This is a genomic window from Bacteroidota bacterium (genome assembly GCA_016713925.1).
Classification (GTDB): Bacteria; Bacteroidota; Bacteroidia; order AKYH767-A; family OLB10; genus JAJTFW01.
Genome location: JADJOH010000007.1, coordinates 1,354,320 through 1,370,831, shown reverse-complemented (window position 1 = coordinate 1,370,831; position 16,512 = coordinate 1,354,320). Strand labels below are relative to the sequence as shown.

The following is a 16,512-nucleotide window of genomic DNA, read 5'->3' as shown; positions in this document are numbered from 1 at the left end:
TCTCTGTTTAATTTTGCAAAGGTAATTGGATTAATTTTGATGTTCAATGACAGAGCACGTTTTTAGTTCAGAGAAGATCAGGCAACTGCAGGAATTATTGCTTCAGCCCGGGAAAATTGTTATTACTACCCATCATAAACCTGATGGAGATGCGTTGGGTTCATCTTTAGGGTTAATGCATGTATTGGCGAAAGCCGGCCATAGCGTTACTGTAGTAGTACCAAGTGAATTTCCTGCCTTTCTGGACTGGATGAATGGTAGCCGGAATGCAATCGATTTCCGTAAACATCCTCATAAAGTGAAAGACGCACTGAAAAATGCAGAATTACTTTTTTGCCTTGATTTTAACGATCCTTCACGGGTCGAGAAAATGCAGGCTGAAATTACAGGATTAGAAATTCCAATGGTCTTGGTGGATCACCACCTGGACCCTAAAGCAGGTTTTTGCAATATTCAATTCTCTTACCCGGCACTAGGTAGTACCTGCGAATTATTGGTTCATTTATTAGTGGCTATGAACCTGGATCACCATATAGACCGGGAGGCTGCTGAATGTTTATATGCCGGAATAATGACCGACACCGGGAGTTTCAGATTCAATTCTGTAACAGCAGGAACACATAGAGTAATTGCCAGATTAATGGAGGCAGGGGCAAGAAATTATTTTATCCATGAACAGATTTATGATACGAATTCCTACTGGAAATTGAAGTTTTTAGGATTTACACTGCATGAACATATGGAGGTGCTCGAAGAATTTAATACAGTTGTATTTTCTGCCTCCCAAGCAGACATGGATCGCTTTCATCATGAACCCGGTGATCTGGAAGGTGTAGTGAATTACGGCTTGAGCATTAACAAAATTAAAATGGCTGTTCTCTTCAGTGAGCGGGATAATCTGGTGAAAATTTCATTCCGTTCAAAGGGTAGTTTTTCTGTGAAGGATATCGCTGAAAAGTATTTTGAAGGCGGTGGCCACCGAAATGCAGCCGGGGGCAGATCAGAATTATCGTTGTTGGATACATTAAATAAATTCAAAGCGTTGTTACCTTCCTATAAAGACGAATTGAATCGTGAAAGCTAAATATTTATTTCTTATCCTGATATTTTTCTTGATTTTCTCCTGTAAGCAAGGTGATAACAGGCAGATGGTTCAGAAGAATAATGGCGTTGAAAAAGGAAACATGAAAGATGCTTTAATCACTCAAAACCGACAGTTGATTTTTGAGGAAATGGAATTGATTGATGCATTTTCTGAAAGATATCACCTGAATCCGGATACAACAGCCACCGGACTTCGTTATAAAATAATTGAGCCAACTTCCGGTAAACCGGTCCGGTTAATGAGTGATGTTACCATTTCGTATACGGCATCTCTGCTGAATGGTGATGTATGTTATTCCAGTGATAGTACGGGTATGCTGACTTTTACTATTGGACAGTCCGATCAGCCGAGTGGGTTGCAGGAAGGTATTTTAAAAATGAAGGAAGGGGAGAAGGCTGTGCTGATTGTCCCTTCTTATCTGGCATATGGCATAACGGGTGATGGAATATGTATTCCGGGTAGCAATAGTATTTATTATGAATTGAAACTTGAAAAGGTAAAAAATTAGATGATTTTAAATATGCGATGGCAGTGTATTCTTATATGCATAAGTGGTGTTTTGATATTACTTTTTAATGCGTGTAATAATGATGGCTATACCAAAAGTGCAACCGGATTGAAGTACCGGATAGTTGAAAGTCATAATGGTCGCAAACCTGTTTTGGGTGAGATGATGCGGTTACATCTCAAGTACAAGGATAAGAATGGAAAAGTTATTTATGATTCAGGCATTCTTGGAGAGGCTTTCGTTTTGCAGCTCGAATCGCCTTCTTTTACCGGGGGACTGGAGGATGGATTTGCCATGATGGGTGAAGGTGACTCTGCCACTTTTATCGTTTCAGCAGATTCTGTTTTTGAGAAAACTTTTCGTCAGAATTTACCTGCCTCCATTCAGAAGGGCGAATGGCTGCAGTTCGATGTAAGGATGATTAAAGTAATGACCAAAGAGGAGTTTAATAAGGAGTCGGCCGAGCTGGAAAATAAAATAACAGATGAAGAAATTAAAAGAATTGACACTTATCTGAATGAAAATAAAATATCCATTATACCCGTAAAAAAGGGAATTTATTTTATCGTTTTTAAAGCAGGTGAAGGAAAGAAACCGGAGGTCGGTGACAGCGTTGAGATTTCATATACCGGAAGTTTTTTGAGTGGGGAAGTTTTTGATGGATCCTCAAAAAAAGGAACAAACCTACAGTATGTATTAGGTGACGGTAAAAGATTACCGGCGTGGGAAAACGCCATCTCCATGATGAAAGAAGGAACTGTTGCCAGGTTAATTTTAACGTCTAAGCATGCCTATGGTAATATCGGACTCGGACCTGTACCACCGGATACACCTGTTGTTTTTGATATAGAACTTTTGAGAGTGGTTACTTCAAAGAAAGAATAAAAATATCCTGGTTATTTACAACTTTGAGCTGTGGATTTTGAACAATGGGCTTCCGTGGATGGAGCTTTTAAAGAGTAGTCTCGAGAAAGAAAGACTTACTTTGCGCCTCAAAACTATTGCTTCTTATGAATGGATTCGGTTTTTACATGAAATGCTTCCGCGCCAACTTGGATTCGTTCAACACTTACAAATTCAACGAAAGGAACAGCCGCTACGCGGCGTGGGAAGGACAGAGAAGAGTGTCTCTGGTTTTACCTGTGCTTCGCTATTACTTGGCTTTATGAGAGAAACCATGAAGCAGAATCGCGAAAAGCGATACGCTTCATGGTAAACCTTTCCCGTCAACACAATCCCGATAGCTATGGTCCCGATAGCTATCGGGAGACGGGATCATCTCGTGTGTCACGAGACCCGTGGTCACGTGGCGAGTGAAAACCATGAAGCAGAATCGCGAAAAGCGATACGCTTCATGGTAAACCTTAAACCTTAAACCTTAAACCTTAAACCTTAAACCTTAAACCTTAAACCTTAAACCTTAAACCTTAAACAAAAAAAGCCCCTGCTACGCAGAGGCCTTTTTTTGTTAACCCAAGAAGTTGATTATTTCTTCTTGGTTGCTTTTTTAGTTGCTTTTTTAGCCACTTTCTTAGTTGCTTTCTTAGCTACTTTCTTAGTTGCTTTCTTAGCTACTTTCTTAGTTGCTTTCTTAGCTACTTTCTTAGTTGCTTTTTTAGCTCCTTTTTTTGCAGCTTTTTTAGCTCCTTTTTTTGTAGCTTTCTTAGTTGCTTTTTTAGCAGACTTTTTAGCAGCTTTCTTAGGAGCAGCCATCGCTTCAACATTTGTCATTTTGAATCCGATGATGCGTGTTACACCGGCTGCACTTGGAGTTGTGCTTTTTGTCATTTCCATGTTCTGTTTCATTGTTTTTTTGAGTTTTGAATTGGGTTAACGATTTATTTGTTGTGGTTATACTGTCACTGATTAATATTTGTTACAATTCATGTAACCTTTTCCTTTCTGACACTTTTCACCTGACAACTTCTCATTAATTCCAACGACATGGTGCATTGCTTTTCCTCATTCTGGTTTTATGATATTGTGGTAACAATTTTATCGACGTTATACTTGCCGGCTTTAAGATTAGACTGAATATCTTTAAATGCTTTTATGGTATAATTTACATCTTCAAGGGTATGAACTGCTGTTGGAATCAACCGCAGCATGATGACTCCTTTGGGTACAACCGGATACACCACCATGGAGCAGAAAATATCATAATTCTCACGTAGGTCAAGAATTAGATTGGTAGCTTCAGGTATAGTACCATTTAGAATAACAGGTGTAACCGGGGAGTTGGTATTACCGATTTCAAAACCTGCTTCCTTTAATCCGGATTGCAGCGCATTGGTTATTTTCCAGAGATTTTCTTTCAGCTCCGGCTTTGTGCGCAACAGTTCTAAGCGTTTCAATGCACCAATAACCAGGGGCATTGGAAGTGATTTAGCAAAAATCTGAGAGCGCATATTATAGCGCAGGTATTCTACTATTTGTTCGTTACTGCTGATAAACGCTCCGATAAGGGCCATTGATTTTGCGAATGTACCAAAGTAAATATCTATTCCATCCTGACATCCCTGGTGTTCCCCGGTGCCCGCACCTGTGGCGCCCATGGTTCCAAATCCATGCGCATCATCAACAAACAATCTGAAATTAAACTTCTTTTTGAGTTCAACTATTTCCTTCAACTTCCCCTGATCACCGGACATGCCAAAGACACCTTCAGTAATGACGAGTATGCCTCCGCCGGTCTGATCCGCCAATTTTGTAGCACGCTCCAATTGCTTGGTGAGATTTTCAATATCATTATGAGGATATACAAAACGCTTACCCATATGTAATCTCAATCCATCAATAATACAGGCATGGGATTCGGAATCATATACAATTACATCATGCCGGTCCACCAAACAATCGATTGCGCTTGTCATGCCCTGATATCCGAAATTCAAAAGAATCGTATCTTCTTTGTGCATGAATTTTGATAACTCCGCTTCCAGTTGTTCATGATAATTTGAATTCCCGGACATCATTCTTGCGCCCATGGGCATCGCATAACCAAACTTTGCACCGGCTTCCGCGTCTGCTTTGCGAACTTCAGGATGGTTGGCTAAACCTAAATAATTGTTCAAGCTCCAGACTAACTTTTCTTTGCCGCGGAAAATCATCTTATTTGAAATATCTCCTTCTAACTTCGGGAATGTAAAATAACCGTGAGCATCTTTTGCATGCATTCCCAATGGCCCCCTGTTCTTTCGAATCTTTTCGAATATATCTGTCATTTCAATTTATACTTTTTTCCTTTCGCTAACGTTGTTGTATTTCCGCCGTAGAATGCGACCGAAATATCATCACAAAAATAAAGTTAAATCCAATACCTTCCACAATCTTTTCAACATGCATTTGTTAATCAAATAAAATCACATCATGCAAATCAGTACCTTTGCATCATACTAAAAATGTAATGAAGCATCTCTTATTAATTGTCATTTCACTCTTGCTCTTGAATTCATGCAGCAAGTTTCAACATCATATGAAGAGTACTGATATGGAAGCGAAGTACGAAGCAGCCGTAAAGTATTATGAGAAGAAAGATTATTATCATGCACTGCAATTGTTCGAAGAGTTGATCAGTGTGTATCGCGGAACTTCGAAAGCGGAGAAGTCATACTACTATTATGTGTACTGTACTTATTATGTAGATGACTTCACGATGGCTGCTTATCACTTTAATAATTTTGTTCAAAGTTATCCAAGCAGTACTTATGCGGAAGAAATGCAATATATGTATGCGTATTGCTACTACCTGGATTCTCCTGTTTCGAGTTTGGATCAAACCAGCACGTATGATGCCATCGATAAGTTCCAACTCTTTATTAATAAGTTTCCGAACAGTAAAAAAGTAGAAGAGTCTAATAAGTACATCGATGAGTTGCGCCTGAAGCTGGAAGTAAAATCTTTTGACAATGCGAAGTTGTATTATAGAACTGAAAATTATAAAGCCGCCGTTGTTGCCTTTTCTAATCTTCTTAAAGATTTCCCGTACACCATATATAAGGAGGAGGCTCTTTTTCTTAGTTTGAGGTCATCCTATCTCTATGCTATCAACTCTGTTGAATCCAAAAGAGCGGAACGCTTAAAACTCAGTTTAGAAGAGTATTATAAATTAATAGATAATTTCTCCCAAAGTAAGTATCTTCGCGAAGCAGAACGTACCTTTGAAGCTATTCAAAAGGAGTTAGGGGAAGGCGCCTTAAAATCTTCTGGAATTAATTGATATAAAGATACTTATAAAATATAAATTACTGACGCATGGCTAATTATAAATCATCCACGAATACTACGGTAACCAGGGATCTTGTCAATTTTGAGGAGAAAACCGGAAATATTTACGAATCATTGGTGGTTTTAGCGAAAAGAGCTAATCATATTTCTGCCGAAATGAAGGAAGAATTGAATGATAAACTGTCAGAATTTGCCAGCATTACTGATAATCTGGAAGAAATTTTTGAAAATCGTGAGCAAATTGAGATATCTAAACATTACGAGAAGTTACCAAAAGCTTCTCTGATTTCGATTCAAGAGTTCCTTGACGGTAAAATTTATTACCGAAATCCGGCTAACGAACAATAAATTTTTCGGGATGCAACTGGCCGGAAAAAGGATAATCCTCGGAATAACCGGTAGTATAGCTGCATATAAAGCAGCCTTAATCACTCGTTTGCTTGTACTTGAAGGTGCTGATGTTCAGGTTGTTATGTCTGACTCTGCGGCCGAATTCATTTCGCCACTGACCCTCTCCGTATTATCTAAAAAGCCTGTACTCACTCAAATGGTATCTCCCGGCCAAACCTGGAATAACCATGTTGAATTGGGAATATGGGCTGATATGCTGGTGGTCGCCCCCATCTCAGCAAATACACTCGCTGCTTTCGCAAATGGTACCTGTCAAAATTTACTTCAGGCCGTTTTTCTTTCCGCCAGATGTCCGGTAATGGTAGCTCCGGCTATGGATCACGATATGTTTTTACATGAAGCTACACAAGCCAATATCGCTCTTTTAAAGAAACGCGGTGTTTTATTCATTGATCCCGCAAAAGGTGAACTGGCTTCAGGAATTATAGGTGAGGGTAGGATGGAGGAACCGGAATGTATTCTCGAAAAAATCTGTTCTTATTTTGATTCGAATAAACCGCTGGCAGGTAAAAAAATTCTTGTGTCTGCCGGACCAACCAGAGAAAAAATTGATCCGGTCCGATACATTTCAAATTTTTCTACCGGTAAAATGGGAGTGGCAATTGCACGCGTCTTGCTCAATGCCGGTGCTACCGTTTATTTTGTGAGCGGTCCACTTCAGATTGAAATTCCTTCGGCAGTTCATCTCGTTTCTGTCACTTCTGCTGAAGAAATGTTGAATGCCTGTACCGGTATTTTTCCCGAAATGGATGCCGCTATTATGACCGCTGCAGTTGCTGATTATACACCTAAAAAAGTGAATGATCAAAAAGTGAAAAAAATGGAAGCCGCCTGGAATCTTGAACTCTCCAAAACCGAAGACATACTCCTTCATCTCGGAAAATTAAAAAAGCGGAATCAATTGTTAATAGGTTTTGCACTGGAAACTCAAAATGAATTGGAGAATGCTCAGGATAAATTGACGCGTAAGAATTTGGATATGATTGTGTTGAATTCTATGAATGATGAGGGAGCCGGCTTTGGAAAGGATACGAATAAAGTGACTTTGCTATTTAAAGACAACACAAGGAAAGATGTTCCGTTGATGAGTAAAGACTTAGTCGCCAAAGAAATCATTGATTCTTTATTAAATTTGATGCATGCGTAATCTCCTACTAATAGCGTTACTGATAGTGCTGTCTGTTCCTATTGCTATGGCTCAGGAATTGAATTGCTCTGTCTCGGTGATCTCTCCCCGTATTCAATCGTCCGATAAAAGAATTTTTACCACTTTGCAAACTTCAATTATGGAGTTTATAAATAATACCAAATGGACGAATGATAAAATTAAAAATGAAGAAAAGATAGAGTGTAGTATTCAGATAGAAATAGAAGAGCGGGTAGGGACAGATGAATTTAAAGCGTCTATTCAGGTGAGTTCCAGAAGACCTGTTTTTGGGACCTCCTACAATTCTCCTGTGTTAAATTATAAGGATGATGATTTTAATTTTCGATATGTAGAATTCCAGCCTTTTGAATACAACGATGGTCAAGTAAATCCTAATCTGGTAATGGTTCTTGCCTTTTACGCCTATACCATTATCGGTTTTGATTACGAGACATTTTCTCCTCTGGGTGGAAGTCCCTACTTTGCTAAAGCGCAAGCAATAGTAGCCAATAGTGCGAATGCTCCCGAACCCGGATGGAAAGCATTTGAAGGACTAAGAAACAGATTCTGGTTAATGGAAAATGTGAACAATCCTATCTATAAACCTATCCGCCAATTTTATTATGATTTTCACCGCAAAGGTCTCGATGTAATGACCAAGAAAACGGATGAATCTGCTCGTGTTATTGCCGCAAGTCTTGAAAAACTCCGTCGTGTGCATGCCGATAAACCACTTTCTGTATTTATGAAAACACTCTTTGATGCGAAAGTGGATGAAATGGTGAATCTTTTTCGAATGCTCCGGCCGATGTGAACTCACAGGCAAAACAAACATTGAGTGACATTGATCCCATCAATACATCCAAATATCAGAAAATTACCGGAGGTTAGATGGCGATCAGGTAAGCAAATGAATTGAATTTTTATTCTAACGGTTTTCATAAAAAGCTTATAGCATGTTAAAGAAATTATCAGTCAACAATTATGTTTTAATTGATCAACTGGATATCCGGCTGGAGAAAGGTTTGAGCATTATTACCGGTGAAACAGGTGCCGGAAAATCTATTATTCTGGGTGCGCTTGGGATGATCTCCGGTCAACGTGTAGATGCATCCCTTCTTCTCAATAAAGAGAAGAAATGCATTGTGGAAGCTGTTTTTGAGATTGCTCCTTATCATCTGCAGGAGTTTTTTTCCGAGCATGAATTGGATTACGATAAAGAAACAACGGTCCGTCGTGAAATTAATACGGAAGGTAAATCCAGAGCTTTTGTGAATGATACTCCTGTAGGACTTGCTTTGTTGAAGGAGTTGTCTTCGAAATTGCTCGATATCCATAGTCAGCATGAAACTTTATTGCTTTCCGATGGCAAGTTTCAAATGCATGTGTTGGATGCGTATGCAGGCAATGTAAAACAACTTGAAAAATACAAGGTGGATTACAAAAATGTAAAGGAGTTGCGCAAAGAATTGACTTTACTCAAGGAAGCCGAGAAGCAAAGTAAAGCAGACCTGGACTATTTTACTTTTCAGTTTGATGAATTAAATAGTGTGCAGCTGATTTCCGGAGAGCAGGAATTGTTGGAACAGGAACAGGAACGTTTGGAACATTCAGGAGATATACTTCTTCAGTTGGGAAAAGCAATGGGTATTTTGAGAGAAGAAGATAATAATATTATCGTTCAACTTCTCAGTGTTCAGCAATCTCTCAATGCAATAAAAAAATACGATGAAAAATTTAGTCTCCTGGCTGAACGTATTAATTCATCGTTGGTAGAGCTGAAGGATGTGTATGACGAAGTAGAGTCGGCTGCCGCAACTTTTCAAGTAGATCCCAACCGGCTTGAATTTATCGGTGACCGTCTGAGTTCGATTTATAATCTTCAAAAAAAACATCGGGTGAATACCGTAGAAGAATTGTTGATGTTGAAGGAAGATCTCGATACTAAAATTACTGCTATTGGTTCGTTGGAGGATCAGTTACTGGCACTTACTTCAAAACAAAATGAGGCCATAAAGATGCTCGAACTTTCAGGAGAGGAACTCAGTAAATCCCGTCATGCTGCTATTCCTTTAATTGAAAAAGAGATTACCAAACAACTGGCAGAATTGTCAATGCCACATGCTGTTTTTAAAATCAAATTGGTGAAGGATAAAGATGAAGGATTTTTGCCGGAGGGAATGGAGAAAATTGTATTTATGTTTTCTGCAAATAAGGGGGTTGATTTTAAAGAGTTAGGTAAAGTGGCTTCCGGTGGAGAAATGTCAAGATTGATGCTTTGTATTAAAGCACTTCTCGCACGTCTGTCTGCAATGCCCACTGTGATATTCGATGAAATTGATACCGGGATTTCAGGCGAGACGGCTGCACGCGTGGGGACAATCCTGAAGCAAATGGCGAAGAATCATCAGGTGCTTGCCATTACGCATTTACCACAACTTGCATCGAAAGGTGATGATCATTTTTTAGTTTATAAGGAAGTTAGAAAAGGGTTGACCCGTTCCTTTTTAAAGAAGTTGGAGGAGCAAGAACGCGTAAATGAAATAGCCAGAATGTTAAGCGGGGAAGCACTGAGTGCCGCTGCACTTGAAAATGCAAAGGACTTATTAAGTCAATAGATTGATAATCAAATAATTTTATCCTTTTTCCGTCGGGATGATACAAAGCACTATTTTTGGACCATAAATCACATCGTATGTCATACTCATTATTAAAAGGTAAACGGGGAATAATTTTTGGCGCACTTGATCCCAATTCTATTGCTTGGAAAGTTGCAGTCAGAGCCCATGAAGAAGGTGCAGCTTTTACGCTCACAAATGCACCTGTCGCATTGAGAATGGGCGCGATCAATCAACTGGCAGAACAATGCGGAGCACAGGTGATAGGTGCAGATGCCACATCGATGACGGATCTGGAAAATCTCTTTAATCAATCCGCGGAAGTGCTTGGTGGTAAAATTGACTTTGTTTTGCATTCAATCGGAATGTCTCCTAATGTGAGAAAGAATAAACCTTATACCGACCTGGATTATGAATACTTTCATAAGACAATTGATATCTCGGCAATGTCATTGCATAGAGTTTTGCAATCAGCAATGAAACTGGATGCTATCAGTGAGTGGGGTAGTGTGGTCGCTTTAACCTATATCGCAGCACAGCGGGTTTTTCCGGATTATAATGATATGGCGGATGCGAAATCAATGTTGGAAAGTATAGCCAGAAGTTATGGCTACCATTACGGAAAATTTCGAAAAGTGAGGGTGAATACGATTTCTCAATCACCAACAAAAACTACCGCCGGACAAGGTGTTAAGGGATTTGATTCTTTCTTTAATTATGCGGATGCCATCTCACCATTAGGAAATGCAACTGCAGAAGCTTGTGCCGATTATTGTATTTCGCTCTTCTCCGATTTGACTAAACATGTAACCATGCAAAATCTTTTTCACGACGGTGGATTTTCATTTACAGGAGTGAGTAATGAGGTGATGGATAAATTTCAATCCTGATAAAACTTGATAAGTAAATCATAAAAAAAGCCCGTTTTTCAACGGGCTTTTTTTTATGATTCTTCCTTCTTCTTTTTGGGCTTGGGTGGTTTCATGATGGACACCTTGAGACCTTCTGACTCCGGATCTTTTATCAATTCAATGGTGTCTCCTTCACTTAATTCTCCTTTAATGATCTCCTCTGCCATTGGGTCTTCAACATATTTCTGGATAGCACGCTTCAATGGTCGGGCACCGAAATTAGAATCGTATCCTTTGTCCGTCAGGAATTCCTTTGCATCATCTGATAACTTCACTTTATATCCCAGTTCATTCACTCTTTTATAGAGATGCTCCAATTCAAGGTCAATGATTTTGAATATATCTTCTTTCGAAAGACCATTGAAAATGACTACATCATCAATACGATTCAGGAACTCGGGAGCAAAGGCTTTTTTAAGGGAGTTCTCAATTACACCTCTGGCATGTTCATCCGCCTGATTATTCTTGGAAGCCGTAGAGAACCCAACTCCCTGTCCGAAATCTTTTAACTGGCGTGAACCAATGTTGGATGTCATAATAATGATCGTATTCTTGAAATCTACTTTACGACCTAAACTATCTGTGAGTTGTCCATCATCAAGTACCTGAAGAAGCAGGTTAAATACATCCGGATGAGCTTTTTCAATTTCATCGAGCAATACAATAGAGTAGGGCTTGCGACGAACTTTTTCTGTCAGCTGACCACCTTCTTCATAACCCACATATCCGGGAGGCGCTCCAATAAGTCTCGATACGGCAAACTTCTCCATATACTCACTCATGTCAATTCGAATGAGTGCGTCTTCAGTATCGAATAAGTAACGGCTGAGCACTTTCGCAAGTTCAGTTTTACCCACACCGGTAGGTCCTAAGAAGATAAACGTACCGATGGGTTTATTCGGATCTTTTAATCCGGCACGGTTCCTCTGAATAGCCTTCACGACTTTTTTCACTGCATCATCCTGACCGATTACTTTTCCGCTCAACTCTTCCGGCATTTTAATTAACCGGGTGGTTTCCGCCTGTGCAATTCGTGTTACGGGTATTCCGCTCATCATCGCCACCACCTGTGAAACATCCTCGAGGTCTACGGTGTAACGTTGCGTCTTGGTTTCTTCTTCCCAGGCACGTTTTGCTCCTTCAAGTTGTTCAAGCAATTGTTTCTCGGAGTCACGTAGGCGTGCGGCTTCTTCATATTTCTGACTACGCACAACACGGTTCTTTTCCACTTTTATATCCTGAACTTTGTTTTCCAGTTCAATGATATTCTGGGGAACATGAATATTTGAAATATGTACACGGGAGCCGGCTTCGTCAAGGGCATCAATGGCCTTATCCGGTAAAAAGCGGTCGGTGATATATCTGTTGGTTAATTTAACGCAAGCCTGAATAGCGGCATCTGTATAGGTCACATGATGGTGTTCTTCATACTTTTCTTTAATATTTGAAAGTATCTGAACAGTTTCTTCTACAGAGGTAGGATCAACAATAACTTTTTGGAAGCGGCGATCCAAAGCACCATCCTTTTCAATATATTGGCGATATTCATCCAATGTGGTGGCACCAATACATTGAATTTCTCCCCGGGCTAATGCAGGTTTAAACATATTGGAAGCATCCAATGAACCGGAAGCACCACCTGCACCAATAATAGTATGTATTTCATCGATGAATAGGATGACATCCGGAGATTTTTCCAGCTCATTCATTACGGCTTTCATCCGCTCTTCAAACTGACCACGGTATTTTGTTCCGGCCACCAGAGAAGCAAGATCAAGTGTAACGATTCGTTTATTAAATAATATTCGGGAAACCTTTCGTTGAATGATTCTCAATGCAAGACCTTCAGCAATGGCTGATTTTCCTACACCGGGCTCTCCGATCAGGATAGGGTTGTTTTTCTTACGACGGGAGAGAATTTGAGAAACGCGCTCAATTTCCTTTTTCACGGCCCACAATCGGATCAAGTTTTCCTTCTTCGGCAGCTTTTGTAAGATCCCGGCCAAAATTGTCCAAAACGGGCGTCTTGGATTTCGTTTCACCCGGCTTTTTCTGGGAAGAACCAAAGGAAGGACCATCATCATCCTTGGAGTAAGGATCATCATCCGAAGGAGATTGAGGGGCTTCTGACTTGAAATTAGATTTAAAAAGTTCAAGCTCTTCCCGCATGATATCATAGGTCACCCCAAATTGGTTGAGAATTTGAGTGGCTATGTTGTCCTCGTCTTTTAAAATGGCGAGTAACAGATGTTCAGTACCGATGATTTCACTTTTGAAAATCTTCGCTTCAAGGTAGGTAATCTTTAGTGCCTTTTCAGCTTGCTTTGTAAGAGGGATGTTGTTTAGATTCGTGACCGAACCGGCATTTCCTTTTACCGCATTTTCAACGGATTTCCTGAGCTCAACCAGGTTTATGTTTAATGATTTAAGAAACTTAATTGCCATTCCTTCACCCTCTCGAATGAGGCCTAAAAGAAGATGTTCGGTTCCTATGTAATCATGGCCTAGGCGCAAAGCTTCTTCACGACTGAACGTGATGACATCTTTTACCCGGGGTGAGAATTTAGCTTCCATATTATTGATGGGTTTCTGTGTTTGAACGTATGTGGACTAAAAAAGTTTGAATTGGCATTTTTGTCTATTAGGGGTGACGATTCGGGATCTGTAATATTGGATCTGATTCATCACAAATTACGACTAAGTTACAATAGTAATTTTCCTGTGGCAAAGAATTTATTTACTTCTTACACTTCTGTTGCAATTGTTGATAATTCGGTTTCGTCTCTGCCAAAAATATGCCACCATTTCACTACCTTCGTGCTTCCTCAAAAGACTTTATCAACAAGGCGATTAACATTCTCAAATTATTGTTTGCCAAGGATTTGGTAAAGTAGGGCAGGAATGACAAAATAGCATAGAAAAAATAAATAATACACATATGGCAGACGGCGAAAAAATCGTTCGGATTAATATTGAAGATGAGATGAAAACGGCCTACATTGACTATTCAATGTCGGTGATCGTTTCTCGTGCATTACCTGATGTTAGGGATGGGCTGAAGCCGGTTCATCGTCGTGTTTTGTTCGGGATGCAGGATTTGGGTGTATTTTCAAACCGGCCACATAAGAAATCGGCGAGGATAGTAGGGGAAGTATTGGGTAAGTATCATCCACACGGTGATAGCTCGGTTTATGATTCAATGGTGCGTATGGCTCAGCCCTGGTCGCTGAGATATATGCTTGTTGACGGACAAGGTAACTTTGGTTCTGTAGATGGAGATAGCCCGGCTGCGATGCGTTATACGGAGGCCCGATTGCGGAAATTAGCTGAAGAAATGCTATCTGATATAGATAAGGATACTGTCGATTTCAGATTGAACTTTGATGATACGCTGGAAGAACCTACCGTTTTACCTGCCAAGATTCCGAACTTATTGGTAAATGGTGCTGCCGGTATCGCGGTCGGTATGGCCACTAATATGGCTCCCCATAATCTGACGGAAGTATTGAATGCTATTGTAGCCTATATTGATAACCGTGAGATTACCATCGAGGAACTCTGCAAATTCGTGAAAGCACCCGATTTTCCAACCGGCGGAATCATTTATGGATATTCGGGGGTAAAAGATGCCTATGAAACCGGAAGGGGACGCGTGGTGATTCGTGCGAAGTCGTTGATTGAAACGATTGATAATGGCCGGGAACGAATCATCGTAACTGAAATTCCCTATCAGGTGAACAAGGCGGAAATGATTAAACGTACTGCCGATCTGATCAATGAAAAGAAAATTGAAGGTATAAGTGATATTCGTGATGAGTCGGATCGCGAAGGAATGCGCATCGTGTATGAAATTAAACGCGATGCCATGGCTTCTGTGGTCCTTAACCATCTTTATAAACATACGGACTTACAGAACTCTTTTTAGCATCAATAACATAGCATTGGTTGGAGGACGACCGATGATGTTGAATCTAAAAGATCTGATTGTTCATTATGTGGAGCACCGTCATGAAGTTTTATTGCGTAAGACCCGTTATGAACTGGCAGAAGCAGAAAAGCGTGCTCATATTTTAGAAGGCTTGTTGATTGCTTTAGATCATTTGGATGAAGTGATTGCCTTGATTCGAAAATCTCAAACACCTGACGAAGCGAAGTCCGGACTGATGTCCAATTTCCAGTTGAGTGAAATTCAGTCGAAGGCTATTCTTGAAATGCGTTTGCAGCGTCTGACCGGTCTGGAGCGCGATAAGATACGTGCAGAGTATGCAGAAATTATGAAGATGATTGATTTTTATAAGCAGGTGTTGTCAGATGAGTCTTTAAGAATGAAAATTCTCAAAGATGAGATGATTGAAATGCGGGAAAAGTACGGGGATGAAAGAAGAACCGAGATTGTCTACATGGCTGATGATATGTCTATGGAAGATATGATCGCGGATGAGCCCGTGGTGGTGACGATTTCTCATATGGGATATATTAAGCGGACGAATCTGTTTGAATACCGTACGCAGGGCAGAGGAGGTCGTGGTGCGGCCGGAGCAGCTACCCGGGATGAAGATTTCGTAGAGCATCTGTTTGTAGCTACCAATCACAACTACCTTTTGTTGTTTACTGAAAAAGGAAAATGTTTCTGGTTGAGGATTTTTGAAATTCCTGAAGGAACAAAGAATTCTAAAGGAAGGGCCCTGCAGAATCTGATTAGTATTACTCCGGATGATAAGGTGAAAGCCTTCGTAAATGTGAAGAATCTGGTTGAAGAAGATTATCTGAATAACAATCATATCATACTTTGTACCCGAAAAGGCACAATTAAAAAAACATTGCTGGAAGCTTATTCTCGTCCACGTCAAACAGGAATTAACGCGATTACCATTAATGATGGAGATGAGCTGATAGAAGCACGCCTGACGAATGGGCAGAATGAAATTTTGCTGGCCGTAAAATCCGGAAGAGCTATTCGTTTTAATGAATCTACAGTCCGTCCAATGGGAAGAAATGCTTCCGGAGTAAGAGGAGTAAGTCTGGATAATGAGAAGGATGAAGTGATCGGAATGGTTTGTATTGAAGATTCGGTGAAGGAATCTATCCTGGTGGTATCAGAAAAAGGATACGGAAAGCGATCAGATCTGGAGGATTATAGAGTGACAAATCGAGGCGGTAAAGGTGTCAAAACATTGCAGGTTACTGACAAGACAGGTGAATTAGTTGGCATAAAATCTGTTATTGACGGCGACGATCTGATGATCATTACCAAAAAAGGAACTACAATCCGGATTCCGGTTGATGGTTTAAGAGTGATGGGCAGAGCAACTCAGGGAGTGAAGGTGATTCGATTGGATGATGAAGATGAAATAGCTTCTATTGCTAAAGTAGAAGAACATTTATTAAAGACGCCCTTGCTGGAAAATGAAATAGATGTAACCGGTGAAGGTCCAATGGATGAGGTCAATCCTTCAGCCGAAACTAATCCGGAAAATATCTCAGAAAATTCAACCGGAGATAACACTGAAAATCCGACCGATAATACTCCTGAAAATCCGACCGGAGAAGCACCTGATCAGACTAACGAATAAAATTATAAACCA

The 16,512-nt window shown here is 40.1% G+C and carries 11 protein-coding genes and 2 pseudogenes; 10 read left to right on the top strand and 3 right to left on the bottom strand.

Going from position 1 to position 16,512, the window contains the following annotated elements; genetic code table 11:
- Positions 1–46: 46 nt before the first annotated feature.
- Genes IPJ86_14045 through IPJ86_14035 form a run of 3 tightly spaced genes read left to right on the top strand, consistent with a single transcriptional unit; the run spans position 47 to position 2,498 of the window.
- The gene (locus IPJ86_14045; protein ID MBK7888352.1) at positions 47–1,084 is read left to right on the top strand and encodes a bifunctional oligoribonuclease/PAP phosphatase NrnA; all 1,038 of its coding nucleotides are present in this window, start codon (positions 47–49) and stop codon (positions 1,082–1,084) included.
- Entirely contained in the window at positions 1,074–1,613 is a 540-nt protein-coding gene (locus IPJ86_14040; protein ID MBK7888351.1) for an FKBP-type peptidyl-prolyl cis-trans isomerase, read from the top strand. Before IPJ86_14045 ends, IPJ86_14040 begins: the two co-directional genes overlap by 11 nt.
- 12 nt (positions 1,614–1,625) lie before the next feature.
- Positions 1,626–2,498, top strand: a complete 873-nt coding sequence (locus IPJ86_14035) for an FKBP-type peptidyl-prolyl cis-trans isomerase (protein MBK7888350.1) — start codon at positions 1,626–1,628, stop codon at positions 2,496–2,498.
- 600 nt (positions 2,499–3,098) lie between these two features.
- On the opposite strand, the gene IPJ86_14030 is transcribed toward IPJ86_14035, so the two are convergent.
- Entirely contained in the window at positions 3,099–3,419 is a 321-nt protein-coding gene (locus IPJ86_14030) for a hypothetical protein (GenBank protein ID MBK7888349.1), read from the bottom strand.
- Between the two features lie 167 nt (positions 3,420–3,586).
- Positions 3,587–4,837: an aminotransferase class I/II-fold pyridoxal phosphate-dependent enzyme gene (locus IPJ86_14025; GenBank protein MBK7888348.1), complete on the bottom strand. Its 1,251-nt coding sequence runs from the start codon at positions 4,835–4,837 to the stop codon at positions 3,587–3,589.
- Between the two features lie 182 nt (positions 4,838–5,019).
- Here IPJ86_14025 and bamD point away from each other — a divergent pair, with 182 nt between their 5' ends.
- From bamD to IPJ86_13995, 6 genes are all read left to right on the top strand, one after another.
- Positions 5,020–5,832, top strand: coding sequence for an outer membrane protein assembly factor BamD (bamD, locus tag IPJ86_14020; GenBank protein MBK7888347.1), 813 nt, complete (start codon positions 5,020–5,022; stop codon positions 5,830–5,832).
- 35 nt (positions 5,833–5,867) lie between these two features.
- Positions 5,868–6,188 carry a DNA-directed RNA polymerase subunit omega gene (locus IPJ86_14015; GenBank protein ID MBK7888346.1) on the top strand — a complete coding sequence of 107 codons (321 nt, stop codon included), beginning with the start codon at positions 5,868–5,870 and terminating at the stop codon, positions 6,186–6,188.
- A 10-nt stretch (positions 6,189–6,198) separates the two neighbouring features.
- Positions 6,199–7,398: a bifunctional phosphopantothenoylcysteine decarboxylase/phosphopantothenate--cysteine ligase CoaBC gene (gene coaBC, locus IPJ86_14010; protein ID MBK7888345.1), complete on the top strand. Its 1,200-nt coding sequence runs from the start codon at positions 6,199–6,201 to the stop codon at positions 7,396–7,398.
- Complete coding sequence (locus IPJ86_14005) at positions 7,391–8,212, top strand: DUF4835 family protein (protein ID MBK7888344.1); 822 nt, start codon at positions 7,391–7,393, stop codon at positions 8,210–8,212. The genes coaBC and IPJ86_14005 overlap by 8 nt, the downstream gene beginning before the upstream one ends.
- 142 nt (positions 8,213–8,354) lie before the next feature.
- Positions 8,355–10,016 (top strand): DNA repair protein RecN, encoded by a 1,662-nt coding sequence (gene recN / locus IPJ86_14000; GenBank protein ID MBK7888343.1) that lies wholly within the window; start codon positions 8,355–8,357, stop codon positions 10,014–10,016.
- Positions 10,017–10,093: 77 nt separating this feature from the next.
- The gene (locus IPJ86_13995; GenBank protein ID MBK7888342.1) at positions 10,094–10,906 is read left to right on the top strand and encodes an SDR family oxidoreductase; all 813 of its coding nucleotides are present in this window, start codon (positions 10,094–10,096) and stop codon (positions 10,904–10,906) included.
- 53 nt (positions 10,907–10,959) lie between these two features.
- Here IPJ86_13995 and IPJ86_13990 read toward each other — a convergent pair.
- A pseudogene (locus IPJ86_13990) lies at positions 10,960–13,501 on the bottom strand (ATP-dependent Clp protease ATP-binding subunit).
- Between the two features lie 364 nt (positions 13,502–13,865).
- On the opposite strand from IPJ86_13990, the pseudogene gyrA reads away from it, so the two are divergent.
- Positions 13,866–16,500: pseudogene (gyrA, locus tag IPJ86_13985) on the top strand (DNA gyrase subunit A).
- The last annotated feature ends 12 nt before the right edge of the window (positions 16,501–16,512 follow it).